This window comes from Serratia sp. CY76391, from assembly GCF_052166695.1.
Classification (GTDB): Bacteria; Pseudomonadota; Gammaproteobacteria; order Enterobacterales; family Enterobacteriaceae; genus Serratia; species Serratia nematodiphila.
This window is the reverse complement of sequence record NZ_JBJNOJ010000006.1, coordinates 59,015-85,392: the sequence shown is the minus strand read 5'-3', so window position 1 is coordinate 85,392 and position 26,378 is coordinate 59,015. Positions and strand designations below refer to the sequence as shown.

28 protein-coding genes are annotated in these 26,378 nt (G+C 60.4%); 9 read left to right on the top strand and 19 right to left on the bottom strand.

The genetic code is table 11. The features are described from left to right. Window position 1: 1 nt before the first annotated feature. Both tamB and tamA read right to left on the bottom strand, forming a co-directional pair. The gene (tamB, locus tag ACJ8PN_RS11195; RefSeq protein ID WP_442534943.1) at window positions 2-3,820 is read right to left on the bottom strand and encodes an autotransporter assembly complex protein TamB; all 3,819 of its coding nucleotides are present in this window, start codon (window positions 3,818-3,820) and stop codon (window positions 2-4) included. Then, window positions 3,817-5,535, bottom strand: coding sequence for an autotransporter assembly complex protein TamA (tamA, locus tag ACJ8PN_RS11190; RefSeq protein WP_249339672.1), 1,719 nt, complete (start codon window positions 5,533-5,535; stop codon window positions 3,817-3,819). Before tamA ends, tamB begins: the two co-directional genes overlap by 4 nt. Before the next feature lie 304 nt (window positions 5,536-5,839). Between tamA and msrA the strand changes: the two genes are divergently transcribed. Further along, window positions 5,840-6,481: a peptide-methionine (S)-S-oxide reductase MsrA gene (gene msrA, locus ACJ8PN_RS11185; RefSeq protein WP_048325839.1), complete on the top strand. Its 642-nt coding sequence runs from the start codon at window positions 5,840-5,842 to the stop codon at window positions 6,479-6,481. 180 nt (window positions 6,482-6,661) lie between these two features. After that, a complete protein-coding gene (locus ACJ8PN_RS11180) occupies window positions 6,662-7,993 on the top strand; it encodes a hemolysin family protein (RefSeq protein ID WP_004933603.1) in 1,332 nt (443 codons plus the stop codon). 69 nt (window positions 7,994-8,062) lie between these two features. Here the strand turns inward: ACJ8PN_RS11180 and ACJ8PN_RS11175 are convergent, their stop codons facing one another. Beyond that, window positions 8,063-8,269 (bottom strand): DUF1107 domain-containing protein, encoded by a 207-nt coding sequence (locus ACJ8PN_RS11175; protein WP_004933604.1) that lies wholly within the window; start codon window positions 8,267-8,269, stop codon window positions 8,063-8,065. Between the two features lie 330 nt (window positions 8,270-8,599). Between ACJ8PN_RS11175 and ACJ8PN_RS11170 the strand changes: the two genes are divergently transcribed. Further along, complete coding sequence (locus ACJ8PN_RS11170; RefSeq protein ID WP_025159587.1) at window positions 8,600-9,157, top strand: YtfJ family protein; 558 nt, start codon at window positions 8,600-8,602, stop codon at window positions 9,155-9,157. A gap of 1 nt (window position 9,158) precedes the next feature. Here ACJ8PN_RS11170 and cysQ read toward each other — a convergent pair whose 3' ends face one another. Next, window positions 9,159-9,899: a 3'(2'),5'-bisphosphate nucleotidase CysQ gene (cysQ, locus tag ACJ8PN_RS11165; RefSeq protein WP_004933611.1), complete on the bottom strand. Its 741-nt coding sequence runs from the start codon at window positions 9,897-9,899 to the stop codon at window positions 9,159-9,161. Window positions 9,900-10,154: 255 nt separating this feature from the next. Between cysQ and ACJ8PN_RS11160 the strand changes: the two genes are divergently transcribed. Continuing rightward, entirely contained in the window at window positions 10,155-12,107 is a 1,953-nt protein-coding gene (locus ACJ8PN_RS11160; protein ID WP_049278073.1) for a bifunctional 2',3'-cyclic-nucleotide 2'-phosphodiesterase/3'-nucleotidase, read from the top strand. A gap of 98 nt (window positions 12,108-12,205) precedes the next feature. Here ACJ8PN_RS11160 and fklB read toward each other — a convergent pair whose 3' ends face one another. Next, entirely contained in the window at window positions 12,206-12,826 is a 621-nt protein-coding gene (fklB, locus tag ACJ8PN_RS11155; RefSeq protein WP_004933618.1) for an FKBP-type peptidyl-prolyl cis-trans isomerase, read from the bottom strand. Between the two features lie 267 nt (window positions 12,827-13,093). Between fklB and ACJ8PN_RS11150 the strand changes: the two genes are divergently transcribed. Continuing rightward, the gene (locus ACJ8PN_RS11150; protein WP_016929348.1) at window positions 13,094-13,768 is read left to right on the top strand and encodes an OapA family protein; all 675 of its coding nucleotides are present in this window, start codon (window positions 13,094-13,096) and stop codon (window positions 13,766-13,768) included. A 3-nt stretch (window positions 13,769-13,771) separates the two neighbouring features. On the opposite strand, the gene ACJ8PN_RS11145 is transcribed toward ACJ8PN_RS11150, so the two are convergent. From ACJ8PN_RS11145 to rpsF, 5 genes are all read right to left on the bottom strand, one after another. Next, window positions 13,772-14,125 carry a DUF488 domain-containing protein gene (locus ACJ8PN_RS11145; RefSeq protein ID WP_442534942.1) on the bottom strand — a complete coding sequence of 118 codons (354 nt, stop codon included), beginning with the start codon at window positions 14,123-14,125 and terminating at the stop codon, window positions 13,772-13,774. Window positions 14,126-14,235: 110 nt separating this feature from the next. Further along, window positions 14,236-14,688, bottom strand: a complete 453-nt coding sequence (rplI, locus tag ACJ8PN_RS11140; protein WP_004933629.1) for a 50S ribosomal protein L9 — start codon at window positions 14,686-14,688, stop codon at window positions 14,236-14,238. A gap of 39 nt (window positions 14,689-14,727) precedes the next feature. Continuing rightward, window positions 14,728-14,955, bottom strand: coding sequence for a 30S ribosomal protein S18 (gene rpsR / locus ACJ8PN_RS11135; RefSeq protein ID WP_000135199.1), 228 nt, complete (start codon window positions 14,953-14,955; stop codon window positions 14,728-14,730). A gap of 4 nt (window positions 14,956-14,959) precedes the next feature. Further along, window positions 14,960-15,277 carry a primosomal replication protein N gene (gene priB, locus ACJ8PN_RS11130; RefSeq protein WP_004933632.1) on the bottom strand — a complete coding sequence of 106 codons (318 nt, stop codon included), beginning with the start codon at window positions 15,275-15,277 and terminating at the stop codon, window positions 14,960-14,962. A gap of 8 nt (window positions 15,278-15,285) precedes the next feature. Beyond that, the gene (gene rpsF / locus ACJ8PN_RS11125; protein ID WP_004933634.1) at window positions 15,286-15,684 is read right to left on the bottom strand and encodes a 30S ribosomal protein S6; all 399 of its coding nucleotides are present in this window, start codon (window positions 15,682-15,684) and stop codon (window positions 15,286-15,288) included. A 236-nt stretch (window positions 15,685-15,920) separates the two neighbouring features. Between rpsF and ACJ8PN_RS11120 the strand changes: the two genes are divergently transcribed. Further along, window positions 15,921-16,127 (top strand): hypothetical protein, encoded by a 207-nt coding sequence (locus ACJ8PN_RS11120; RefSeq protein WP_442534941.1) that lies wholly within the window; start codon window positions 15,921-15,923, stop codon window positions 16,125-16,127. 10 nt (window positions 16,128-16,137) lie between these two features. Then, window positions 16,138-16,404, top strand: a complete 267-nt coding sequence (locus ACJ8PN_RS11115; protein ID WP_033631615.1) for a DUF1471 domain-containing protein — start codon at window positions 16,138-16,140, stop codon at window positions 16,402-16,404. Between the two features lie 99 nt (window positions 16,405-16,503). Here ACJ8PN_RS11115 and ACJ8PN_RS11110 read toward each other — a convergent pair whose 3' ends face one another. Further along, window positions 16,504-16,866 (bottom strand): hypothetical protein, encoded by a 363-nt coding sequence (locus ACJ8PN_RS11110; protein WP_099982117.1) that lies wholly within the window; start codon window positions 16,864-16,866, stop codon window positions 16,504-16,506. 123 nt (window positions 16,867-16,989) lie between these two features. Next, window positions 16,990-17,742 carry an esterase gene (yjfP, locus tag ACJ8PN_RS11105; RefSeq protein ID WP_442534940.1) on the bottom strand — a complete coding sequence of 251 codons (753 nt, stop codon included), beginning with the start codon at window positions 17,740-17,742 and terminating at the stop codon, window positions 16,990-16,992. Between the two features lie 127 nt (window positions 17,743-17,869). On the opposite strand from yjfP, the gene bsmA reads away from it, so the two are divergent. Continuing rightward, window positions 17,870-18,178, top strand: coding sequence for a biofilm peroxide resistance protein BsmA (bsmA, locus tag ACJ8PN_RS11100; protein WP_102948092.1), 309 nt, complete (start codon window positions 17,870-17,872; stop codon window positions 18,176-18,178). Between the two features lie 122 nt (window positions 18,179-18,300). Continuing rightward, window positions 18,301-18,576: a DUF1471 domain-containing protein gene (locus ACJ8PN_RS11095; protein ID WP_028127568.1), complete on the top strand. Its 276-nt coding sequence runs from the start codon at window positions 18,301-18,303 to the stop codon at window positions 18,574-18,576. Here ACJ8PN_RS11095 and ACJ8PN_RS11090 read toward each other — a convergent pair. The 7 genes from ACJ8PN_RS11090 to ACJ8PN_RS11060 all read right to left on the bottom strand — a co-directional run bounded on the left by ACJ8PN_RS11090 (window position 18,573) and on the right by ACJ8PN_RS11060 (window position 26,366). After that, window positions 18,573-18,971 carry a DUF350 domain-containing protein gene (locus tag ACJ8PN_RS11090; protein ID WP_015376394.1) on the bottom strand — a complete coding sequence of 133 codons (399 nt, stop codon included), beginning with the start codon at window positions 18,969-18,971 and terminating at the stop codon, window positions 18,573-18,575. The genes ACJ8PN_RS11095 and ACJ8PN_RS11090 overlap by 4 nt on opposite strands. 66 nt (window positions 18,972-19,037) lie before the next feature. Continuing rightward, window positions 19,038-20,666 carry an isovaleryl-CoA dehydrogenase gene (locus ACJ8PN_RS11085; RefSeq protein WP_351108808.1) on the bottom strand — a complete coding sequence of 543 codons (1,629 nt, stop codon included), beginning with the start codon at window positions 20,664-20,666 and terminating at the stop codon, window positions 19,038-19,040. Window positions 20,667-20,782: 116 nt separating this feature from the next. Beyond that, window positions 20,783-21,514, bottom strand: a complete 732-nt coding sequence (gene rlmB, locus ACJ8PN_RS11080) for a 23S rRNA (guanosine(2251)-2'-O)-methyltransferase RlmB (protein WP_004933653.1) — start codon at window positions 21,512-21,514, stop codon at window positions 20,783-20,785. A 61-nt stretch (window positions 21,515-21,575) separates the two neighbouring features. Beyond that, the gene (gene rnr / locus ACJ8PN_RS11075; protein WP_048325821.1) at window positions 21,576-24,050 is read right to left on the bottom strand and encodes a ribonuclease R; all 2,475 of its coding nucleotides are present in this window, start codon (window positions 24,048-24,050) and stop codon (window positions 21,576-21,578) included. Window positions 24,051-24,109: 59 nt separating this feature from the next. Continuing rightward, window positions 24,110-24,535, bottom strand: a complete 426-nt coding sequence (nsrR, locus tag ACJ8PN_RS11070; RefSeq protein WP_004933660.1) for a nitric oxide-sensing transcriptional repressor NsrR — start codon at window positions 24,533-24,535, stop codon at window positions 24,110-24,112. A 233-nt stretch (window positions 24,536-24,768) separates the two neighbouring features. Continuing rightward, window positions 24,769-26,067: an adenylosuccinate synthase gene (locus ACJ8PN_RS11065; protein ID WP_004933663.1), complete on the bottom strand. Its 1,299-nt coding sequence runs from the start codon at window positions 26,065-26,067 to the stop codon at window positions 24,769-24,771. A 98-nt stretch (window positions 26,068-26,165) separates the two neighbouring features. After that, a complete protein-coding gene (locus ACJ8PN_RS11060; protein WP_004933666.1) occupies window positions 26,166-26,366 on the bottom strand; it encodes a DUF2065 domain-containing protein in 201 nt (66 codons plus the stop codon). Window positions 26,367-26,378 lie beyond the last annotated feature (12 nt).

Here is a 26,378-nt window from a genome sequence, read left to right as displayed (position 1 = left end):
GCTAAAACTCAAACTGATAGAGCAAATCTAATGCCTGGTCGAGACCAGACACCGCTTCAAGATACAACTTAGGCATCAGGCGATAACGCAACGTCAGCGTGGCCAGCGAGTCGAAAATGCCCACCCCATATTTTACTTGTAAGCCTGGGAGGACATAGCCGCTCACGACAACCTGGGAATTGTCGCCAACCCCTTGAGTGTCCAGAGCCAAATTACTCACGCCGAATGCCTCGCCGATTTTACCCACAAGTTGACCACTTTGTGCAACCCCCATGCCGATTAACATCGACGTCATGGCGTTGCCGTCGGCGCCGGAACTGCTTAAGCCCTGACCGCGCAGCAGATAAGACAGGGCTTCCTGTTGCGATTTGGCCGGATCGGAGAACACTTCCAGCTTCGGCGCATCCGCCAGGCCGGTCACGCGCACGCCGGCGGTCACGTCGTCCTCGGTGGATTCCGGGTTGCGGATCGCCTCGATATTGAGCAGCGGCTGATCCGGCGGGCCGGAGAACATCAGCTGCCCTTTACGCACGATCAAATCCTGACCATAAGCATGGAAGCGACCGGAAGGGATGTCAATCTGGCCATTGAGGCCCAGCCCTTTCTTGTCCTGCACCACTTTCAAATCGCCCTTCAGGCGGGCTTTGAGGCCGAAAGCGTCCAGCCGCACGTCGTTGCCGACGTGGATCATCAGATTGCTGTTGATCGAGATCGAGGCGGTCTTCGGTTGAATCGGCTTCAGCTGATCGTCCAGCATCACCTCGTCGGAAGAGACGCCCACCGCGCTTTCCGGCAGCTCCTGCACCGTGATGCGCGCCCAGGGAATATCGACCTTGCCGTTGAGCGAGAACAGCTGCGGCGTGGCTTCGAACACCAGATCCGGCGATACGTCGATGCGGATCATCGGCGGCACCGTCACCCGCAGCTTGTCGCCCTTGGCGGCGATGCGCGCACGCCAGGCGTTGATGTCACGCCAGTCGGCGTCGCCCGCCAGATTCAGCTGGCCGCGCGTGGTGCTGAGCAGCCCCTCGAGCGTTGATGTCATGCCGTTGAAATTCACCGCCAGCCGCGCGTCGGTCATATCGAACGGCATCCAGTGTCCTTGCACCTTCGCCCGATCCAACGCCAGACGGCCGAACACCAGCGGCTTCTGCGCGCTGCCGCCCAGGCGCAGGTTGGCGTTCAGCATGCCCGCCGCGCTTTCGCCCTTCATCAGCGCCGGGTTGATCAGCGCCAGCGAGATGTTGGTGATATTGACATTGCCGCTGATGGTGCGCCGCACCTGCGGATCCGCCACCTGGATATTGCCGTCGAACTGGCCGTTGTTGGTCAGTTTGATCCGCCAATCGGCCTGCGCGCGGCCGTTGTTCAGCCCGGCGTTGAGGGTCAGCGTATCGAAGGCGATCGGCAGCGCATTGCCCTGCACCTGCTGCACCACCTTGACGCCGTTACCGGCCAGGGTGACTTTTGCCTCCGGCAGCGCGCCGCCCGGTTTCCAGCTGACGTCGGCACGGCCGGTGAACACGCCACTCAGGGCGGTCTCCGGGCCGAGGAACGGCTTGATCATCGCCAGATCGAACCGGTTGAGCACCACGCTGGCCTGGCCGCTCTGGCCGGCTTCGATGGTCTTCGGCACGCACAGCTCGGCGTTCGGGTTCTGCCAACAGTGCGGCCCGATGCTGATTTTCTGCGCGGTGTTCAGGTAGTCCAGCGCGATGGCGCGCGTCAGGCGCCACTCCCCCACCGGCGTATCGAAGCGGGTATTGTTCAAATTGCCGCGCCAGCGCTGCTGCTGACGATCGAAGCTGCCCTGCAGCGCCAGCTGGCCGGAGACCGGTTTGCCGTCGATCTTCAGCTGCAGCTGATGCTGCTTCTCGCTGCCTTTGGCGTCGAGGGTCAGCAGGCTGACCTCCAGCGCGTCCTGCTTCAGCTGCTCGACGCGTACCGCCAGCTGCCCCTGGATCTGATCCGTGGAACGCACGTCGCCGTCGATCTTCACCCGGTTGATGCGCAGCGCCTGCCACTGCAAGCCGGAGGCGGTCAAATCCGCCAGCAGCTGCGGCGCCTGCAGATTGCCGCGCAGTTTCAGCAGCCCTTTGGCGGTGCCGCCGAGGCCCGGCAGCGCGCCGTCCAGACGCGGCGCGTCGATGTTGGCGTCCAGGTTCCAGCTCTTCTCGTCCAGCTGTCCTTTGACGTTCAGTTGGTTGCGCCCCAGCGTCAGATCGATGCCGGGGATTTTCCACTGCCCGGCGGCGTTGCCGCTCAGCGTGCCGCGCGCCGTGACCTTGTTCTGCTTCACGTTGCCGTCCAGCTGCAGCACCGGCACCTGCAGCTGCCAGCTGCCGCCGTGCAGGCTGCCGCGCGTGGTGATCTTGCCGTCGAGTTTCGCCGGCCATTCCGGCCACTGCTTGGCGGTATTGATGCCGCTCAGCGTCAATTGCGAGGTCCAGCTGATGGCCTTGCTCCAGTCCACCAGCGCAGTGAGATCGGTATTGCCCTGCAGCGCCGCCAGCCGCAGGCGCTCCAGCTTGAACTGCTCGACGTTGCCTTTGCCGTCCAGCGTCAACACCGCCGGCGGCAGATCCTGGCCTTTCAGATTGGCGCGCGTCGACAGCGCATAGTCGGTCGCCTTGCCGTTAAAGCGCAGGCGGAAATCGTTGACCTGGTACTGCGCCTCGCCGCTCAGCGGCCATTTCAGCTGTTTGCTCTGCAGCGTCAGCGCCAGCGGCAGGCCGGCTTCGGCCAGCCGGGTTTGCACATCGAGCTGGGCGCCGACCGGGCCGGACAGGTTCAGCGCCACCTTCAGCTCATCGCGCAGCCCACCGCCGATGTTCAGCTTCACCTTCTCGCCCTTCAGCGGCTCGATGTTCAACGCGCTGTTGGCGGTCAGCGCCACCGGCCAGTCGCCGGTCAGGGTCGCTTGCCCCTGCACCGACAGCGTGCCCTGCGGCGACTTCACGTCGAAGTTGTCCAGCTGGATATGCTGATCCTGCGTGCTGGCCTGCAGCAACAGGCTCGTGATCAGCACGTCGGTATCGCCGGTCAAGCGCAGCTGTTCGCCGCTGATCTCTTTCACGGTGATATCCAGCGGCAGGCGGATGTCCGGCAAATCCGGCAACAGCGGTTTGGCGAACAGTTCCTTCAGCGTTTCGCCGAGCGGCTTCTCCTCCGGCTGTGGCGCCGGTTTCGCCGCGTCGGTAACCTGCTCACCGACCTTTTTCGCCACCTCGACCGCCGGTTGCACCGCTTCCGGCAACGGATTTTGCGGCGTTTTCGGCAAGGCGATCAGCAACGAGCCGATCTTGGTCGGCATCAGCGTCAGCGCGCGCTCTTGCCACTGCGCGCCGGTGCGGAACTCGGCCAGAGAGATGGCGGTATCGTCGACGGTGACCTTGACGTTATTCAGCGCCAGCAGGCGCAGGGTGATCGGATAAGGCGTACTGAGATTGGTGGTCGGCTCACTGCTCTCCTCCACCGGCGCGGAGGGCGCCATCTCTTTGGTGTTCACCGCCACGTCCACGTCCTGAGCGGTCAAGGCGTTAACGCACAGCGAGCTGCGTTTAAAGCAGGAGAGATCGAGGGAGAGATGGAACTGCCCGGCGTTGACCGTCACGCCCGGCATCTGATACTTCACGCCCTTCAGCGTCAGATCGCGCCAGCCGCCGCTGACGCCGGCGATCTCCAACCCCGGCACCCAGCGCGCCGCGCCGTTAATGGCCATATGCAAACCGGTGGTGGTCCCCACCAGGAAGGCCAGGCCGCCGATCAGCAACAGCAGAATGACCAGAAATCCGAGGCAAATCTTTTTAACCAGGCTCATAGTTCAGGCCCCAAACCGATGTAGAACTGCATCCCGTGGGTGTCCTTGTCCCCCACGGGCGCGGCGATATCCAGCTTCACCGGCCCCACCGGCGACTGCCAGCGCACGCCTACGCCGGCGCCGGTCTTGAAGTTGCTCTGCTTGATATCGTTCACCGCTTCACCGGAATCGACGAACATCGCCCCCCACCATTTGCCGGTCACGTTGTATTGGTACTCCAGCGAGCCGGTCAGCATCTTGGAGGCGCCGGTCAGCTTGCCGTCGTCGCCGCGCGGCGAAATGTCTTTGTACTTGTAGCCGCGAATGCTGCGGTCACCGCCGGCGAAGAAGCGCAGATCCGGCGGCACCTTGTCGAAGTCGTTGGTTTCGATCCAGCCCACCTGCCCGCGCGCTACAAAGCGATGCTTGTCGGCCAGGGTGCGGATCCAGACGTTCTGCGCCTGCATCAGCGCGAAGTCCACGCCGGAGCCCCAGGAGGTGTCGGACACGTCGATGGAATAGCGTTGGCTGTCGCCCCAGGTCGGCATCAGCCCGCCGCGCGAACGGGTGCGGTTGAAGCTGACGCCGGGGTACAGCAGCATGGTGGTGTTGCTGACGTTGCCCTGGGTAAAGTTATCCCAGCGCCAGGTCAGGTTGATCGCCCGCTGCCAGCCGCTGGAGAGATCCCAGTTGCGCGAGGCCACCACTTTGGAGGTCACGGATTTGGTGTCGTTAAGATCGACGTTCTTGAGCCCGCCCTGCAGCAGGTAATACTGCTCCAGCGGGTTCTTGAGCAGCGGGATCTTGTAAGTCAGATCCAGCTGCTGCTCCGGCGCCGACACGCTGGCGCTGGTTTCCAGGCTATGCCCGCGATCGTTGAGCCAGGGCTTTTTCCAGGTGCCTTTCACCCGCGGGCCGACGTCGGTGGAATAACCGATACCGGTTTCGACGGTGTTGCGCGTGCGCGGCGTCACCAGCGCGTCCAACGGCAAAATCTTGTTCTCTTTGGCATCGTTGAAATCAGGGGACACCACCACCGAGTTGAACCAGTTGGTGGCGGACAAACGGCGGTTCAGCTCGGCCAAATCCTCCGAACTGTAGTAATCCCCCTGATGAAAGGGCACCAGATTTTGCAGATAGTCTTCGCGGATTTGCGAACCGGTGAATTTCACCTTGCCGAAGCGGTAACGTTCGCCGCTGTTAAAATCGATATCCCAAAACGCCTTGTGCAGATCTTCGGCCACGCCGAGCTGGCTTTTGGTCATGTCGGCGTCGAAGTAGCCTTTGCGCAGCGCCAGGCCGGTCAGCGAGCCTTTGAAACTGTCATACTTGCCGTGGTTGAGGATCTCGCCGATGGTCGGCCGCCCCTTCTTTACCAGCGTCAGGTAGTCCTCATCGGTCTTTGCGCCGCCTTCCAGCACGATGTTGGCGCCGGCGATGCGCACCGGCTCGCCCGGATTGACCTTGGCATGCAGCACCGGGCGCGACATCCCCGGCCGATCGTCCAGCGTAAACTCGATGGTCGGCTGGTAATAGCCGAGCGCGCGCAGCCCCTGGCGCACCGCCTCGTCCACCCGTGCGCGGAAGCGGCCGTCGGTGCCGACCTCTTCAGGCGTGATCGACGACAGCCGCACCCGGACGTTTTTTTCCAACTCTCCGCTTAACCCCTCCACCTGCAGCCGCACGTTCGCCGCATAGGCTGCAGGTGCCGCAAGCAACACAGATATCAAGCACATGACCGGGTACTTTGGCACGTGTTCTCCTTATTGATTTTACTGTCCTGTTATGGTGTTCGCTCCGGGGCCAGGGCAGACTCCGCGCTATCATGACGGCAGCCCTCTTCAACCTTCTTCCGGACGCCGCCCGCCGCGCTTTGCCACTACCGCGCAACAGGCGAATTCTTCACTTTTGGCGCTCAAAATACTGCGTTAAGCTTATACAAAATCCAACTTGCCGCTTATTGTGGGCAAAGACGCGGTGAGATACAACCGAACCGCCGCCATGTAGGGTCAATTCTTACTGTGACAACAGGAGTCAACCGTGGTGCCATTTTTTGATAAATCACAAACCGTCGATAAGGCAAGCGCGCTGCCTGGCCGCACCACGCCAATGCCTGTCGCAACGCTCAACGTCGTCACCGAACACTCGATGACTCAGGTGCCGGCCGGCATGGAGGTGGCGATTTTCGCCATGGGCTGTTTCTGGGGCGTTGAGCGCCTGTTCTGGCAACAGCCGGGCGTCTACAGCACCGCCGCCGGCTACAGCGGCGGTTATACGCCGAACCCGACCTACCGCGAAGTGTGCAGCGGCCAGACCGGCCACGCCGAAGTGGTGCGCGTGGTGTTCGATCCGCAGGTCGTCAGCTACAAACAGCTGCTGCAGCTGTTCTGGGAAAATCACGATCCGGCGCAGGGCATGCGCCAGGGCGGCGACGTCGGCACGCAGTACCGCTCGGCGATTTATACGCTGAGCCCAGAGCAGCAGGCCGAGGCGGAAAGCAGCCTGCAACGCTTCCAGCAGGCGATGGATGCGGCGGGCGACAAGCGCGCCATCACCACCGAGATCGCACCGGCGCTGCCGTTCTACTATGCGGAAGACGATCACCAGCAGTACCTGTTCAAAAACCCGGAAGGCTACTGCGGGCTGGGCGGCATCGGCGTTTGCCTGCCGCCGCAGGGCTGATTTGATGCCGGCCGGCGGCACTTTTTTAACCGCTGGCGGCCCCTGTGGGGCAACTGCTATACTATGCGGGCCGCTTCTGCGGCCCGATAGCTTCCCTTCTGGTTGTTATCGCTGCTTTTTTTACTATGTACTACCCTTCCTCAAGAGCGCCGGCATCCCGTCGGCACGTATGGATAGATTATGTTAAACAGTATTTTACTGATTCTTTTTCTGATCGCGGTGAGTGCGTTCTTCTCACTGTCGGAAATCTCTCTGGCCGCCTCGCGCAAGATCAAACTGAAGCTGATGGCAGACGAAGGTAACGTCAACGCCGCCAGAGTGCTCAAGCTGCAAGAAACCCCTGGCATCTTTTTCACCGTGGTGCAGATCGGCCTGAACGCCGTGGCCATCCTCGGCGGTATCGTCGGCGACGCGGCTTTCTCGCCCACTTTCAAGGTGTTGTTCGATCGTTTCCTGTCGCCCGAATTGGCGGAACAGGTCAGCTTCATCTGCTCTTTCGTGCTGGTGACCAGCCTGTTTATCCTGTTCGCCGATTTGACCCCGAAGCGCATCGGTATGATTGCACCAGAGACGGTCGCCGTCCGGATCATCAACCCGATGCGTTTCTCCATCATGATCTTCCGCCCGCTGGTGTGGTTCTTCAACGGCATGGCCAACCTGATCTTCCGTATGTTCAAGCTGCCGATGGTGCGTAAAGACGACATCACCTCCGATGACATCTACGCGGTGGTGGAAGCCGGCGCCCTGGCGGGCGTACTGCGCAAGCAGGAGCACGAGCTGATTGAAAACGTGTTCGAACTGGAATCGCGCACCGTGCCGTCTTCGATGACCTCGCGCGAAAGCGTGGTGTACTTCGATCTGCGCGAAAGCGAAGAGAGCATCAAGGAGAAAGTCTCGACCCATCCGCACTCCAAGTTCCTGGTGTGCGACGGCCATATCGATCAGGTGGTCGGCTACGTCGATTCCAAAGACCTGCTGAACCGCGTGCTGGGCAACCAGAGCCTGGTGCTGAGCAGCGGCGTGCAGATCCGCTCGGCGTTGATCGTGCCGGACACGCTGACGCTGTCCGAAGCGCTGGAAAGCTTCAAAACCGCCGGCGAAGACTTCGCGGTGATCCTCAATGAATATGCGTTGGTGGTGGGCATCATCACCCTTAACGACGTGATGACCACGCTGATGGGCGATCTGGTCGGCCAGGGCCAGGAAGAGCAGATCGTGGCGCGCGACGAAAGCTCATGGCTGATTGAAGGCGGCACGCCGATCGACGACGTGATGCGCGTGCTGGATATCGACGAGTTCCCGCAGGCGGGCAACTACGAAACCATTGGCGGCTTTATGATGTATATGCTGCGCAAGATCCCGAAACGCACCGACTTCGTCAAATACGCCGGCTACAAGTTCGAAGTGGTGGATATCGACAGCTACAAGATAGATCAGCTGCTGGTCACCCGGCTGAGCGACAAACCGGCGGCGGTGCTGCCGAAAGCGCCGGACGACACGCCTGCGGCCTGACGGCGCGAAGGACAAAAACATCAGCGGCCCCATCGGGGCCGCATTTTTTTACCGCTGTCAGCGAGGTGCTCACCCCATCTCGGTCTGCAACAGCAGCACCTGACGGTTCACTTCAGACATCACGCTGAAATGGCGCTTGTCGCGAATCTTCGGCGGCAGGATTTTCCCCTCGTCGAATTCAAATGCGCCCACGTCCTTGATATACAGCCTTCCGCGAAACAGGGTCTTAACGTACTTTGCCACTTTCAAAGGGTTATAACGCTGGAAGATTCTCATTCTTTTACGCTCCTCCCGTTGATCCATGCGCTCAGCGAGCCGCCAAAGGTGGCAGCCTCGAAATTCAGAACGCAACTTGATTGCATGTAGTAGACCCAGTAAAGACCAGAACGTTCACTTCTGCCCGGATATCTACGCTGGATTTACACTTTTTGACAGAATTGTATATGATAATTTATAACGTTTTCAGGATATCCCTTCAAAATCTGATGATTAGCGAACCAAGGGAAAATCTGCGATCCGGTTAACAGGACAGACCTCTTATCACATCCTATGCTTTAGGCTGTCGAAGTGCTGTCGCACAAATTCCCCCCATTACAAGGAGAAAGCATGAAAACAAGTCGCATGCTGATGGTATCCCTGCTGCTCGCCCCGCTTTTCGCTTCCGCGCACAACTTCCAGCTCCAGCAGCGCGTGGCGCCGGTCGGCGTCAGCGACAAAGGAGAGCTCAATTACGCTGACGGTAATTTTAGCTATCAGAACTGGAACAGCGCGCAGCTCAGTGGAAAAGTGCGAGTGATACAACATATTGCCGGCCGCAGCTCCGCCAAAGACATGAACGACCCACTGATTGAAGCGATCAAGAAGGCGAAGCTACCACACGATCGTTACCAAACGACGACAATCGTCAACACCGACGATGCCCTGATGGGCACCGCGATGTTCGTGCGCAGCAGTATTGAAGACAGCAAGAAGGAGTTCCCATGGTCGCAGTTTATCGTCGACAGCGACGGCAACGTGCGCAAAGCCTGGGATCTGCAGCCGAAAGGCTCCGCCATCGTGGTGCTGGATAAGCAAGGGCGCATCCAGTTCGCCAAAGACGGCGCGCTGACGCCGGAAGAGGTGCAGCAGGTGATGTCCAAGCTGCACCAGCTGTTGGCGAACTGACTCAGAACAGCGACACCCGGAAGCCGGGGTTGAGGAAAGATTCACGCGGGGTATAGAGCAATGGCTTACCCTGCCAATCGTGAATTTGCGCCCCGGCGGCCACCGCCACCGCATGCCCTGCGGCGGTATCCCAAATGTTGGTCGGCCCGAAGCGCGGATAGAGCTGCGCCTTGCCTTCCGCCACCAGACAGAACTTCAGCGAGGAACCGACTGACACGGTCTGGTGCTCGCCCAACTGCTGCAAATAATCTTTCAGTTCGTCATCGATATGCGAGCGGCTCACCACCACCAGCGGCGGATGCGCGTTGCTGACGCCGATCGCCTGCCGCACGCCCTTCTCTTCTTTCCAGGCCTTACCGCGCTCCGCCAGATACAACACGTCGATCGCCGGGGCGTACACCACCCCCATCACCGCCTGCCCGTCTTCAATCAGGGCGATATTGACCGTAAACTCGCCATTGCGATGTAAAAACTCTTTGGTGCCGTCCAACGGATCGACCAGCCAGTAGCGCGTCCAGCTGCGGCGCTCTTCCCACGCCGGCGGATCCTCTTCCGACAGCAGCGGCACCTCCGGTGTCAGCGCCGCCAGGCCGCGCTTGATGATGTGATGTGCCGCCAGATCGGCCGCCGTCACCGGTGAATCATCTTTTTTCTGTGCAACATCAAGCGGTTGTTCACCATCGTACACCGCCATGATCGCCGCCCCCGCCTCGCGGGACAGTTGGCAAATTCGCTCTAACATCATGCACCTCAACTCCGCATCTCCGTGGGAAATTTCCCCCTGTCTCTGCTAGCAGACTAGTTTTTTTTACGCCGAATATCCATCTCAACCGCCTAAGCCTCGGGAATTCCTCATTTCTTGTTGGACACAACTGTGAACTTCCCCGCGTTACCCGCCGCCGTTTTCTGCCACACTTCACAGTTTACTGTGGCAAGCAGTGTTAATTACATTTCCCTCTGCGATAACACTCGAATAATGGAATGGAGAGAATCCCAAATGATGAAGCATCCACTGACGCTGTCCGCGCTTGCGCTGCTGGTGTGCGCCTCCGCGCAAGCGGCCACCGTCGATCTGCGCGTGCTGGAAACCACCGATCTGCACAGCAACATGATGGACTTCGATTACTACAAGGACACGCCGACCGACAAGTTCGGCCTGGTGCGCACCGCCAGCCTGATCCAACAGGCGCGCCAGCAGGCCGCCAACGCGGTGTTGGTGGACAACGGCGACATCATTCAGGGCAGCCCGCTCGGCGACTACATGGCGGCCAAGGGGCTGAAACCGGGCGACGTGCACCCGGTCTATAAGGCGATGAACACGCTGGACTACGTCGTCGGCAACATCGGCAACCATGAGTTCAACTATGGGCTGGACTACCTGAAGAACGCCATCGCCGGCGCCAAATTCCCGTATATCAACGCCAACGTCATCGACGCCAAAACGCAAAAACCGCTGTTCACGCCGTACATCATCGTCGATACGCCGGTGAAAGATCGCGACGGCAAGGCGCATACGCTGCGCATCGGCTACATCGGCTTCGTGCCGCCGCAGATCCTGGTGTGGGACAAGGCCAACCTGCAGGGCAAAGTGACGGTGGACGACATCACCGCTACCGCCAAGCGCTACGTGCCGCAGATGCGTAAAGAGGGCGCCGATCTGGTGGTGGCGATCCCGCATTCCGGGCTGTCCAGCGAGCCTTACAAGGCGATGGCGGAAAACTCGGTCTATTACCTCAGCCAGGTGCCGGGCATCGACGCCATCATGTTCGGCCACGCCCATGCGGTGTTCCCGAGCAAGGACTTTGCCAACATCAAAGGCGCGGATATCGACAAAGGCCTGCTGAACGGCGTGCCGGCGGTGATGCCGGGCCAATGGGGCGACCATCTCGGCGTGGTCGATCTGCAGCTCAACAACGATGGCGGCAGCTGGAAAGTGACCGCCGCCAACGCGGAAGCACGGCCGATCTACGACAAAGAGAACAAGAAATCGCTGGCGGCGGAAGACGCCGCGCTGGTGAAGGTGTTGGCGGACGATCACAAGGGCACGCGCGAGTTCGTCAGCCAGCCGATCGGTAAATCCGACGGCAACATGTACAGCTATCTGGCGCTGGTGCAGGACGATCCGACGGTGCAAATCGTCAACAATGCGCAGAAGGCCTACGTCGAACATTACATCCAGGGCGACCCGGATCTGGCCGATCTGCCGGTGCTGTCGGCGGCGGCGCCGTTCAAGGTCGGCGGCCGCAAGAACGATCCCGCCAGCTTCGTCGAAGTGGAAAAAGGCCAGCTCACCTTCCGCAACGCCGCCGATCTCTATCTCTACCCCAATACGTTGGTGGTGGTGAAGGCGAGCGGCAAAGAGGTGAAAGAGTGGCTGGAGTGCTCCGCCGGCCAGTTCAACCAGATCGACGTCAATAGCGCCAAGCCGCAGGGCTTGATCAACTGGGACGGCTTCCGCACCTATAACTTCGACGTGATCGACGGCGTCAACTACCAGATCGACGTCAGCCAGCCGGCGCGCTACGACGGCGAATGCCAACTGATCAACGACAAGGCGGAGCGTATCAAGCAGCTGACCTTCAACGGCAAGCCGATCGATCCGAACGCCACCTTCCTGGTCGCCACCAACAACTACCGCGCCTACGGCGGCAAATTTGCCGGCACCGGCGACAAACATATCGCCTTCGCTTCGCCGGATGAAAACCGCTCGGTGCTGGCGGCCTACATCAGCGCCGAAACCCAGCGGCATGGCGCGGTGCGCCCGCAGGCGGACAACAACTGGCGTTTGGCGAACTTCAGCAGCCAGCAGCCGCTGGATATCCGCTTCGAGACCTCGCCTTCGGACAAAGCGACAAGGTTTATCAAAGAGCACGCCCAATATCCGATGAGCGCCGCAGGCAGCGACAGCATCGGCTTCGCGGTTTATCGCATCGATTTAAGCGGTAAGTAACACGGTTTATGGCCGGCGCGCCCGGCCATTCATCGCCCGTCTGCGCGGCGCATAAAATAAGGGCGCCACGAAGGCGCCCAGAACAATCCTCGGTGGGATTACAGGATTTCCAGCAGCTCGACGTCGAACACCAGCGCGCTGAACGGCGGGATGGACGCGCCTGCGCCACGCTCGCCGTAGGCCAGGTTGTGCGGGATATACAGCTGCCATTTGGAACCGACCGGCATCAGGGTCAGCGCTTCGATCCAGCCTGGGATCACGCCGCTGACCGGGAATTCCGCCGGCTGGCCGCGCTCAACCGAGCTGTCGAACACGTCACCGTTGATCAGACGGCCAGTGTAGTGCACGCGCACGCGATCCTGACGGGACGGGATTGGGCCGTTGCCCTGCTCCAGTACGGAGAACTGCAGGCCAGACTCGGTCAGCGTCACGTCGTCGCGCTTGGCGTTGTCGTCCAGGAATTTCTGGCCTTCAACCGCCATCGCCTGCTGGCGTTCGCGGCGCACCGCGTCCGCACGCTCGTGGATTTCACGCAGCGCACGGTGCACCACGTCTACCGGAACCGCCGGGGCATTCCCTTCCAGCGCGTCACGCAAACCCGCCAGCAAAGCTTCCGGTTGCAAACCTTCCAGCCCGGACTCTTGCAGCTGCTGGCCGACCTGTAAACCAATCCCGTAACTTGCTTGCGCTTCAACGCTGTCAAAAGAAGGGGTTGTCATGGGGTTTTCCTTAAGTCTGTAAAAAGTCGAAAGCGCAGCATAACAGCGCGTCAATGCCGGGTAAAATCTTGTGTGGAGAATGATGACTTTTGTCGTAGAAAAAGAAACAATAACCTTCTGTTAACGCCCGCAGCCGCAAACCCCGGCTCTGCCGCTCAGCCGCCTTTCACTTCAATCAGTTAGCGGACTATACTGAAAGCAGGATATCGGGCAGGCGACGCGTTTGCCGCGCCGCACTGATTATTACGCCGTCGAAGAGAGGTCACCATGGGCAGAATCGCGCCCAGGAGAAGGAAAACCACCCGCATCTACCAGCCGCTGCTGCGCACCTGGCTGAACATCAGCCAGCGCCTGAAACCGGGCGCCGCACCCACGGCTGAAGGCGCGGAACCGCCATCGGAGCCGCCGTCGGCCAACGACAAAATGCAGCGGGTCAAAGCGCTGCTGATTAAAGTCTGGCATCTGCCGGACGGTTTCCATTGGATGGAACCGCTGCCCTACTTTCATCGCCGCTGGGTGCTGATCTTCGGCATCATTCTGCTGCTGGCGTTGCTATGGCCCTACTCGCCCGAAAGACAGCCGTTCCCGGTCTCTCAGCAGGAAACCAGCGTGCCGCTGCAGGCCGAGCTGCAAAACGGCGGTAGCGCCGCCACGCCTGCCAACGAACCGACGCCGGCGGGCAACTGGCAGCGTTATCAGATCCAGCCCGGCCAGACCCTGGCCCAACTGTTTCGCGACAACAATCTGCCGGTGAATGAAGTGTTCGCCATGGCGCAGGTGGAAGGCGGCGACAAGCCGCTGAGCAACATGAAAGCCGGCCAGGAAGTGCGCATCGAACGCGACGCCAACGGTGTGATTAGCGCGCTGTCGGTCACCACGGCAGACAACAGCCAGGCGCTGTTCCGCCGCCAGGCCGACGGCAGCTACCGCCGGGAACGCTAATCTCTACAGCTGCGCCAGCAGAAACTCGCGCAGCACCACGCCCTGATTGTGCTCGGTATCTTTGCTGCCATACAGCAGCGTCAGCGCTTGTCCCTGCCGTAACAGCGCCACCAGCGGCTGCCAGGCGTCGTTGGCCACCAGCTGTTGGCGATAGCGCGTCTCAAAGGCTTCCCACTGGTCGGTATGCTGATGGAACCACTTGCGCAGCTCGCCATCCGGCGCCACCTGTTTCAACCACTGCACGCCCGTCAACCGCTCTTTGCTGATGCCCCGCGGCCATAGCCGGTCTATCAGATAACAGTGTTCCGGCGCCGGCGCGCTGAAATCGTAAACCCGCTGTAACGTAATCGTTGCCATCGCACGCTCTCCTTTTCATCCCGTCTTCAAGCGTAGCGCGTTTTGCCGGGCGCAGAAAAGCAAAACGCCAGCGCGAGGCTGGCGTTTTAACCGGTTAACAGCAGCGTAAATTACGCTTCTGCAACCACAACTACATTCAGCTGTGCGAACACGTCGCTGTGTACCTGGAAGTGCACTTCGTGCTCGCCAGTGGTACGCAGAACGCCGTTCGGCAGACGAACTTCGCTCTTGGCAACTTCAACGCCTGCCGCAGTCACTGCGTCAGCGATGTCGCGGGTGCCGATAGAGCCGAACAGTTTACCTTCGTCGCCAGATTTGGAAGCGATGGTGACTGAACCCAGTTCGTTGATCTTGGTTGCGCGAGCTTCAGCAGCAGCCAGAACGTCAGCCAGTTTGGCTTCCAGTTCAGCACGGCGTGCTTCGAAGAACTCAACGTTTTTCTTGGTAGCAGGAACAGCTTTGCCCTGTGGTACCAGGAAGTTACGAGCGTAGCCCGCTTTAACGTTAACTTGATCACCCAGGCTGCCCAGGTTTGCTACTTTATCAAGCAGAATAACTTGCATTACCTTATCCTCTCAAAGTCGTTAATGGACAGTGGCCGATTACTGATGACGATCAGTGTACGGCAACAAAGACAGGTAGCGCGCGCGCTTGATAGCACGGGCCAGCTGGCGCTGATATTTTGCACGAGTACCGGTGATACGGCTCGGTACAATTTTACCACTTTCGGTGATGTAGTTTTTCAGCGTAGCGATGTCTTTATAGTCAATCTCTTGAACGCCTTCCGCGGTGAAACGGCAGAACTTGCGACGACGGAAATAACGTGCCATTTGGCTAGTCTCCAGAATCTATCAATTCAATCTGCTCGGCATGCAGAACCAATTTGCTCAGCCCGTTGCGCCCTTGATGGCAGCTTACAAAGCCTTGCACGGTAATCTGACTGCCGACCGTTAATCTTTGAGTTAGTGCTTGTGACTGTTGTCCGCTGACAACCACGGGCATTCGGCACCATGCTTGTCTGCTGAATCCGGCTTCCGTCTGCTGCGAACGGTGCTCTAGCACAAATTGGCAGTGCGGTATCCCGGAAGGACTCACTTTTCGAACCGGCGCCTTGCACACAGTGCCCGACAAAACCAGACGATTAGCCGTCACGGCGGCAATTACTCTTCAGAATCCCCAGCATCTGCATCATCTGCGGTTTCGTTAGCGAAGTCTTCGCGGCGATCGCCACGACGTTCGTCTTTCGCTTTAACCATCGGAGATGCTTCGGTTACCGCGTGCTTAACGCGCATAACCATGCTGCGGATAACGGCGTCGTTGAAGCGGAAGTTAGTTTCCAGCTCATCGATCGCTTCCTGCGGCGCTTCAACGTTCAGCAGAACGTAGTGAGCTTTGTGCAGTTTGTTGATCGGATAAGCCAGCTGACGGCGGCCCCAGTCTTCCAGACGGTGAATCTGACCTTGCGCGTTAGTGATGGTAGCACTGTAACGCTCGATCATGCCCGGAACCTGTTCGCTTTGGTCAGGATGGACCATAAAAACGATTTCGTAATGACGCATCGAATTGCTCCTTACGGATTATTCAGCCTCCTGTCAGGGTCAACCGCGGCCCATGGAAGCAAGGAACGTGTTTAGTGTGCGGCTGAAAAATGACGCGTAATCATACTGACGTAGGGCGGGAAACTCAAGGACTGCGTGGGTTTTATTCGCGTTAATGCGAGGCGCTATGGGAAATAGCACGATTTGCTCGTGAGTGAACCTATGTACGCCGATCCATCAGTTTCAAAAATCTTTCAATGAAATCAGCGCTGAGTCACAAATCTATTTCACTTTTTTTGAAAGATGTCTTCAAAACACCCCGCTTTTTAATCGCCGGCAACGGACTAAAATTAACCATATCCGCCGCAGACAGCGCGACGAAAAAGATCCCAGGTTATTCAATGCAGATAAATGACTTTTTGCCGCAGCGACACTCGCTGTCAGGCCGTAACGGCAAAAAGTAAGAGAGGCACTATGAAACGCATTATTCTCACGACGGCGCTGGCCGCCCTGTTCTCCGCCAATGTGATGGCTGCGACGGAGATCACCTCGCACCAGGCCGATCAACGCCAAAGCGTCGGCTTCGTCACCCTGAACCAGAATGTGGTTTCGCCGGACGACGCCAGCAGCCAGGTCAGTAAAATCGCCGACCAACGCGGCGCAAGCTCTTATCGCATCATCGCCCTGCACGAACCGGGCGACAACAGCACGATGCACGTCAGCGCCGAGCTGTACCGCTAAAGAGACGCGCCACGCCAGGGAAATCCCAGGGCTTCATCAGAAAGCCCGTTCAGTCCGCACCGGAGCGCCGCCCGTTGGGCGCTCCGCTTCCCCCGCCAATCAGAGCTTGAGCAACGCCGGCGCGTTGAGCGCCTTGCCCGGATTGTGCAACTGCAACGCCATCCGCAGATAGTGAGTGCGCATTTGCAGCAGATCGGCACTTTCCGCCAGGGTCGCCCGCTGTTCGAACGAGAGTGCTCCCGGCGCCGCAGTGTGAATGGCAGCCGCTTTCGGCACGCAGGCGAACAGCGCCGTCATGTTTTGCACCGTCTGCGCGGTAATGCGCGACAGCGGATGCGCCTTGTTTTGCCGCACCTTGTCGTCGGCTGCCTCCAGCATCTCGCTGAAGGCCGCTGAGTTAAGCTCGGCGCGCGCTTTTATCGTTCCCATTAAGCCGGCCGCACTGCCGATGCTTTTTATCATGCCCTCTGCTCCTTGCTGCCCTGAAAGAATTCACGCTGACATTCTCCTCCGACATGCATGAAACAATGCCCGAAACAGCAGGCACAGAGCGCTGCAATTCCATGCATCGTGCCCGGCGGCGCATCACAGCTCGCGGCGGAAAAAGTCGACCGTGGCGGACAGCGCCAACGGCGTGATGCGGTGCTTCACCCCCGGCTCGACGAGCGACGTCAAACGGCCATCCGCGCCTTGCCGCCGCAGTTCGGCCGCCAAACGCAGGCTGTCCGCCGCCGGCACCACGTCGTCCGTCTCGCCGTGCCACAGCAACAACGGCCGCCCGGCTATCGTCTCCAAACGCCCTTCCAGCTCATATTCCGCCAGCACGGCGGTACGCGCGGCAAACGCCGCCGGCGAGAGCGCCTCGCCCTCTTCGCCCAACGGCGGATACAGCGTTTGCGCCAGTGAACGGTAATAGCCGGAGCCCATCAGGCTGGCGGCCGCCCGGATCCACGGGAAGCGCGCGAAGGCGCCAAGCGCGGTCATGCCGCCCATTGAGGCGCCGGCGACGCCGATGCGGCCGTCGGCGATCAGGCCAAGCCGCTCAAAATGTGCCTTGATCTGTGGCAGCTCGTCGATATTGCCGCGCAGGATCTCCCAAAACGCCGCCAGGCGCCGCGTCTCATCGCCGTCGAACCGCTCGCCGTGCCGATCGGCATCCGGCAGCACCGCCCGAAAACCGGCGCGCGCCAGCGCATAGGCGAAATAAGCGTACACCTCTTTCGACGAGGTATAGCCATGGCAGAAGAACACCGTCGGCAGCGGCCGATGATACTGCCCCGCCGGCACCGCATGAATCACCGCGATATCGCCAACCCGCTCGTCATGAATTTCGATCATCCGTTCATCCTCAACTCACCTGTTGGCATTCATCATGACAAACTTGCGCGAAGCAGCGTTAGCTCAATCTGTTACAGCTTATATTGCGTTACACTGAAGCCATCGCACCGGCGCTTACGAGGTCACCATGACGATTGCCCGCACACTCATTACCCTGACGCTGGCCGCACAGCTTTCCGCCTGCGGCATCATGACCACCACGCCGAAACCGCCGCCGCCGCCCACCGCACAGGCGCAGGAGATCGTTCGCGCGCAGACCGCCGAGCTGGCGAAAATGGGCACCGTCACCGCCGTGGTGCGCGGCAGCCCGATGGACGTGGAAGCGGAGATCCAACGCAAGGCCACCGCCGCCGGCGCCCGTTATTACGTGATCATCATGAACAGCGAAACCGTCGTGCCGGGCCAATGGTATTCCCAGGCGATCCTGTATCGCTAAGGCGGGGATTTTTTAAGCAGATTTACACTGGCTTTGCACAGGCTGAAGCAGGGTGTTGCACACTGAGGGACAGCATGCCGCATGTTGCGGGTGCGATTCAGGATCTGACGAAGGGGAACGCCATGAAACGCTCCACCGCACTCACCTCCCTCTTGCTTTCCATGGGGTTGCTCAGCACCGGCGCACAGTCCGCCGAGCTGGCACCCGCCGATCGCGTGACGCCGCTCAGTGAAATCGCCGAGATCACCTTCAGCGATCTGCCCGGCTCGCCGCAAGAGGCGGAACTGGCCATCGCCCGCACCGCCGACCAACACGGCGCCAGCTATTACCGCATCCTGCGGATGGAAGAACAGGCGCACCCGCTTGGCTGGCGCGCCTCGGCCATCTTATACCTTTAGTAGCTCATGCACGCCGCATTCAACACGCCGCCGCTAACGGAGACGCCCCCCAGGAAAATCCCGGCGGCCAGATGGTTGGCTTCGATCTTGTCGCTGATGCGCGGCATGTAGATCTTCACAGCCGCGAACAGCAGCAGTTGCACCACCAGCGCCACCACGCCCCACAGCAGGTAATCCAGCAGGCTGATCGAGTTGATCGCCGCGCTGGCCAGCGGGATCACATACCCCAGGCAAGCGCCGATAAAAGCAAAGGCGGCGGATTGATTATCGGCCTTGATCAACGCCCATTCGTCGTGCGGGGTGATGCGGGTATAGACGAACAGAAACACCAAAATCATGGCGAAACCGCTGAAGAAATAAGAGGCGAACGCCGCCAACGCGCTGAGAATATCCATGTGCATTTTCCTGTCAGAGTGAGGCTGAATTAAAAAGGTTTTCGCCGCCGCGCGCCACCCTTTTCCCTAACCGCCGATGGCACGGTTCAGCAGCAGTTCGCACACCTCGGCCGACAGCAGGCTCTCACCGCGGTGATCCAGCGTCAGGTGGCACCAGGCGTCGGCGATCTGCGGGCTGGCGTGCTGCAGCAGCTGCGCGGCGCAGCACAGGTCGAACAGCTGTTGAGTGAGCAGCAGCCCCATCTCTTCACGCGGTTGCCGGGCGCGCTGCTGCCACTGCCGCCAGGCATGATCGAACAACCGATTCTGGCCACGCACCGGCTGCAGCTCGAACTGCAGCATTTCAAGCGCACCCGGCAATTTGTGCAGGCTGCGCAACACGTCCAGGCACATGATGTTGCCGGAACCTTCCCAGATGCTGTTCACCGGCATCTCGCGATACAGGCGCGGCAGTTCGCTCTCCTCACAGTAACCGATGCCGCCCAGCACCTCCATCGCCTCGGCGATGAACGGCATGCCCTGGCGGCAGATGCTGTATTTGGCCGCCGGCGTCAGCAGCCGGCTGTAGATCAGTTCGCCATCATTGCTGCGGCTCTCCCAGGCGCGGGCCAGCCGGAACAGCAACGCGGTATGCCCTTCCAGCCGCAGCGCCATGCGCGCCAAGACCTGGCGCATCAGCGGTTGTTCTATCAACAATTTGCCGAACGCCTGCCGCTGCAGCGCATGATACAGCGCCACCGACAGCCCGCGGCGCATCAGGCCGTGGCTGCCCAGCGAGCAGTCGAAACGGGTCAGGCCGCCCATTTTCAGGATATGCCGCACGCCGTCGCCCTCATCGCCCAGCAGCCAGGCGGTGGCATCCTGAAACTCCACCTCGCTGCTGGCGTTGGAGCGGTTGCCCAGCTTGTCTTTCAACCGCTCAAGGCGAATGGCGTTGCGGCTGCCGTCCGGCAAAATGCGCGGCAGGAAGAAGCAGGACAGCCCGCCTTCGGCCTGCGCCAGCACCAGGTGCGCATCGCTCTGCGGCACCGAGAAGAACCACTTGTGCCCCACCAGCCGGTAGGCTTCGCCCGGCCCCCGCGCGCCGAGCGGCGCGGCGGTGGTGGTATTGCTCAAAACATCGGAGCCGCCCTGCTTCTCCGTCATGCCCATGCCGATCAGCAGGCCGCGCTTTTGCCCGCCCGGCAGCAGGTGAGCGTCATAACGATCCGACAGCAACGGCGTCAGCCAGGAGCGAAACTCGGCCGGTAACGCCTGCTGCAGCAGCGGTGTGGCGCCGAAGGTCATGGTCACCGGGCACAGCGTGCCGGCCTCGACCTGCGCATGCAGCATAAAGCGCGCGGCGCGCGCCACGAAGGAACCGATGCGCGCATCCTCCTGCCAGGGCAGGTTGTGCACCCGGTTGGCGATCAGCCCCTGCATCAGGATATGCCAGGCCGGGTGAAAGCGGACGTCGTCCAGTCGCTGGCCGGTGGCGTCGTAGCGCAGCAGCTCCGGCGGGTTGGCGTTGGCCAGCCGCCCCAGCTCCAGCGACTCCTGCGTGCCGAGCTGCTGGCCCAGCGAAGCCAATACCTCGGCGTCCCAACCGCCTTGCTCGCGCTGCAACGCTTCACGCAGCGGCGTATCGGAGAGAAACAGGTTGCTGTTGCCCAGCGGCTTGGGTTGGTTAAAAACGGTGTGCGTAGTCCAGACCATGAGAGTGCTCCCTGAAAAAAGCGTCAGGAGTAAGTATGGTCGGCGCAGGGATTTCTGCCGCAGGCGGGATCACAAGAGGGGGAATTAGCGGGGGCACAGCGCCCCCGTCAGGAGAATCAGCCGCGCTGACGCACCGCTTCGAACAGGCAGATGCCGGTGGCGACCGACACGTTCAGCGAAGAGACGGTACCGGCCATCGGGATGCTGATCAGCTCGTCGCAGTGTTCGCGGGTCAGGCGGCGCATGCCTTCGCCTTCCGCGCCCATCACCAGCGCCATCGGGCCGGTCATTTTGCTTTGATACAGCGTATGGTCGGCTTCGCCGGCGGTGCCCACCACCCAGACATTCATCTCTTGCAGCAGACGCAGCGTGCGCGCCAGGTTGGTCACGCGGATCAACGGCACGTTTTCGGCGGCGCCGCAGGCCACTTTCTTGGCGGTGGCGTTCAGCTGGGCGGAACGGTCACGCGGCACGATCACCGCGTGCACGCCGGCCGCGTCGGCGCTGCGCAGGCAGGCACCGAGGTTGTGCGGGTCGGTCACACCGTCCAGCACCAGCAGGAACGGCGTCTCCACGCTTTCCAGCAGGCCCGGCAGATCGTTCTCCTGATACTGGCGCCCTTCGCGCACCCGGGCGATGATCCCCTGGTGCACCGCGCCTTCAACCTTGTCATCCAGCCATTGGCGGTTCGCCACCTGGATCACGATGCCGGTCGCTTCCAGCTCGGCGATCAGCGGTTGCAGGCGGCGATCTTCGCGGCCTTTCAGGATAAACACTTCCAGGAAGCGTTGCGGGTCGCGCTCTAACAGGGCTTTGACGGCGTGGATGCCGTAAATAATTTCGCTCATGATGCTCTTTTAAATTCGTGCGGCCGGCGATAACCGGCCGATGGTAACGATGTGCGGCAGGTTAGGCCTGCTCGGCACCTTTCTTCTTGGCTGCGCGTTTGGCTTTGGTCGCCGCCGCGATTTTCCGCGTTTTGTCGGACGCTTTCTTGGCCTTCTTCTTCGCCTTCTTCACCTTGTCGGCGGGCTTGGCGTCATCCTGCTTGCGGAAGGCGCTGTCCGGTTCGAAGTTGGCCGGCGGTTTGCCGCCGCGGCGCTTGCCGCGCCCCGCATTGCCGCTGTCGCGCAGCGTACGCTGGCCGCCCTTCTTGGCGCGATCGCGCTCGGTTTTGCCTTCACCGCGCGCTTTGCGGGTGCTGGATACCAGCGCGAAGTCGATCTTGCGCTCGTCCATGTGCACCGCGTCCACGCGGATCTCCACCGTATCCCCCAGGCGATAGACCGTGCCGGAAGACTCGCCGATCAGGCGCTGGCCGATATTATCGTAGCGATAGTAATCATTATCCAGCGTTGATACGTGCACCAGCCCGTCGATAAACAGATCGTTCAGGCGCACGAAGAAGCCGAAGCCGGTCACGCTGGAGATGATGCCGCTGAACACTTCACCGACGTGATCCTGCATGAAGTCGCACTTCAGCCAGTCGGCGACGTTGCGCGTCGCTTCGTCCGCGCGGCGCTCGGTCATCGAACAGTGTTCGCCCAGCTGCAGCATCTCTTCGAATTCGCTGTGCCAGCCGCCGGTCGGCGTCCAGCGCTCTTTCGGCTCGCCGTGTTCCTTGGCCAGCTGGTATTTGATCGCGCGGTGCAGCGCCAGATCCGGATAACGGCGGATCGGCGAGGTGAAGTGGCCGTAAGAGGCCAGCGCCAGGCCGAAGTGCCCGCGGTTTTCCGGATCGTAAATCGCCTGCTTCATCGAGCGCAGCAACATGGTTTGCAGCATTTCGTGGTCAGGGCGCTCGGACACCTCATCCATCAGCACCGCATAGTCCTTCGGCTGCGGCTTATTACCGCCGCCCAGCGTCAGCCCCAGTTCGCTCAGCACGCTGCGCAACGCGGAGATGTGATCGTCGCTTGGACGATCGTGCACGCGGTACAGCGCCGGCTCGTTGCGTTTCTCGACAAAGCGCGCGGCCGCCACGTTGGCCATGATCATGCACTCTTCGATCAGCTTGTGGGCGTCGTTGCGCACCGTCGGCTCTACGCGCTCGATGCGACGCTCGGCGTTGAAGATGAATTTGGCTTCTTCGGTTTCGAACGCGATGCCGCCGCGCTCGGCGCGCGCCTTATCCAGCACCTTGTACATGGCGTGCAGCTCTTCCAGGTGCTTGACCAGCGGATGGTAATGCTCGCGTAGCTCCTGATCGCCCTGCAGAATGTGCCACACCTTGTTGTAGGTCAGGCGGGCGTGAGAGCTCATTACCGCCTCGTAGAACTTGGCCGTGGACAGGCGCCCCTGGGCGGAGATGGTCATCTCGCACACCATGCACAGGCGATCGACCTGCGGGTTCAGGGAGCACAGCCCGTTGGACAGCACTTCCGGCAGCATCGGGATCACCTGCGACGGGAAGTACACCGAGTTGCCGCGGCTACGCGCTTCATCGTCCAGCGCGGTGCGCGGACGCACGTAGTAGCTGACGTCGGCGATCGCCACCCACAGGCGCCAGCCGCCGCCGCGTTTTTTCTCGCAGTACACGGCATCATCGAAGTCGCGCGCGTCTTCACCATCGATGGTGACCAACGGCAGCTTGCGCAGATCGACGCGGCCCTTCTTGGCCGCTTCCGGCACCTGTTCGCTGAGATCGGCCACCTGCTTTTCCACCTGCGGCGGCCAGGTATGCGGGATCTCATGGGTGCGCAGCGCGATGTCCACCGCCATGCTGGTGCCCATCTTGTCGCCGAGGATCTCGACGATCTTGCCAACCGCCTTGGTGCGGCGGGTTGGGCGCTGAGTCAGCTCCACCACCACCATAAAGCCCATGCGCGCGCCGCTGACGCTGTCCGCCGGGATCAGAATATCGAAGCTCAGACGGCTGTCGTCCGGCACCACGAAGCCGGTACCGGCGTCCATGAAGAAGCGGCCGACAATCTGGCTGGTTTTCGGCACCAGCACGCGCACGATGCGCGCTTCGCGGCGCCCTTTGCGGTCCGCGCCCAAGGCCTGCGCCAGCACCACGTCACCGTGGATCGCCATTTTCATCTGTTCGGCAGACAGGTACAGATCGTCTTTGCTGCCTTCGACGCGCAGGAAGCCGTAGCCGTCGCGGTGGCCGATCACCGTGCCGCGCAGCAGGTCCAAACGCTCCGGCAGCGCGTAGCACTGGCGGCGGGTAAACACTAACTGGCCATCGCGCTCCATGGCGCGCAGGCGGCGGCGCAGCGCTTCCAGCTGTTCTTCGCCGCTGAGGCCCAATTCGTTGCCCAGTTCTTCGCGGCTGGCCGGCGTTTCTCTTTTCGCCAAATGGGCCAGGATATATTCACGGCTGGGGATAGGGGATTCGTATTTTTCTGCTTCTCGTTCCAGGAATGGATCTTGTGACATTGCGGTTCCTCCGTTGTCATCAGCAGGATGACGTTGAGCCTTGTCTTCTCAACGTCGTTTTATTCGACAAGCAATAGCTTGTAGAGCGGCGGATTGTCTTCGACCATGTCGGCCAACGTATGCTTATCCAGCTCTTCAAGGAAATTCTGTACGCCCTGGTGGAGCACCTGCTTCAATCGGCAGGCAGGGGTGATGTGGCAAAACTCGCTGCTGCAGTTAACCAGCGCGAGCGGCTCCAGCGCCCGCACCACGTCGCCGAGGCGAATGCTCTCGGCCGGTTTGCCCAAACGGATGCCGCCATGCTTACCGCGCACCGCCGTGACAAAACCTACCCGGCTCAACTGATTGATGATCTTCACCATATGGTTGCGAGACACGCCATAAACCTCGGTCACTTCCGAGATGCTGGTCATCTTGTCCTGCGGCAACGAGGCCATGTAGATCAACGCCCGCAGGCCATAATCAGTAAAACTTGTTAACTGCACATCTTACCTCTGGGTATCACTTTACCCGTCTGATACGCCGCTTTTCGGCGCTATTCAAAAGATTACTCATTGGATAATAAACCAGCCGGAGAGTTCGTCGCTAATTATTTAGCGAATCCCGCGCCCTAAGGCGGGTTTATGAAAGGATTTTTTGACGTGAAACCGCAATCGGAGGGAGTCAGGATAAAAACAAACCGGGACGCGCCCGGTTTGTTTAATGCCGCAAAGCCTGATTATGCGTCGAACGGGTCGCGCAGGATCATGGTTTCGCTGCGATCCGGGCCGGTAGAGATGATGTCTACCGGTACGCCGGTCACTTCTTCGATGCGCTTGATGTAGTTCAGCGCAGCCTGAGGCAGCTTGCTGTGCTCTTTCACGCCAAAGGTGGTTTCGCTCCAGCCCGGCATGGTTTCGTAGATAGGCTCGATGCCTTCCCAGCCTTCAGCCGCCAGCGGAGTGGTGTCCACTTCGCGGCCGTCCGGCATGCGGTAGCCCACGCAGATCTTCACTTCTTTCAGGCCGTCCAGGACGTCCAGTTTGGTCAGGCAGAAGCCGGACAGGGAGTTGATCTGCACGGCGCGGCGCACCGCTACCGCGTCCAGCCAGCCGGTACGACGACGACGGCCGGTGGTGGCGCCGAACTCGTTACCCTGCTTGCACAGGTACTCGCCGGTTTCATCGAACAGTTCGGTTGGGAACGGACCTGCACCCACGCGAGTGGAGTAGGCTTTCACGATGCCCAGCACGTAGTCCACATAACGCGGGCCGATGCCGGAACCGGTAGCCACGCCGCCGGCGGTGGTGTTGGAAGAGGTGACGTACGGGTAAGTACCGTGGTCGATATCCAGCAGGGTGCCCTGAGCGCCTTCGAACATGATCAGGTCGCCACGCTTGCGCGCGCCGTCCAGCAGTTCGGAAACGTCAACCACCATGGCGGTCAGGATGTCGGCGATAGACAGCACGTAGTCCAGCGTCGCCTGATAATCGACGGCGTCAACTTTGTAGTAGTTGACCAGCTGGAAGTTGTGGTAATCGACGATCTCTTTCAGCTTAACGGCGAAGGTTTCTTTGTTGAACAGGTCGCCGACGCGCAGGCCGCGACGAGCCACTTTATCTTCGTAAGCCGGGCCGATGCCGCGACCGGTGGTGCCGATCGCTTTCGCGCCGCGCGCTTTCTCACGCGCGTTATCCAACGCAACGTGGTAAGGCAGGATCAACGGGCAAGCTTCGGAGAGTAACAGACGTTCGCGTACCGGGATGCCACGCGCTTCGAGTTCACCCATTTCTTTCATCAACGCGTCCGGCGCCAGAACAACACCGTTGCCGATGATGCTGGTGACGTTTTCACGCAGAATACCTGAAGGAATTAAATGAAGAACGGTTTTTTCACCGTTGATTACCAGAGTGTGGCCAGCGTTATGGCCACCTTGGTAGCGCACAACATATTGAGCCCGTTCAGTCAGCAGGTCTACAACCTTGCCTTTACCTTCGTCACCCCATTGGGTGCCCAGTACGACGACGTTCTTACCCATTTTTCAAAATCACCGATTGCTTAAAAATGGATTCTACCACCGTAATTTTCGATTTTCAGCACTTTTAGCATACGATTGCATAAATTTTGGGCTAGACTTTAAAGACCCGTGCGGCCGCTCAACATATAGTAGATCACGCAGCCCGCAACCACTATTCCACCGCCAAATCGCCGCAGCGTCGCGTCCGGCAACTGCGACATCGCCACAATCATTTTGCGCCAGGCCTGCGGAAACAGCATCGGCCCCAATCCTTCCAGCACCAGAACCAGCCCGAGCGCCAGCCAAATCGTTGAGTTCATGCATCCCCCAAA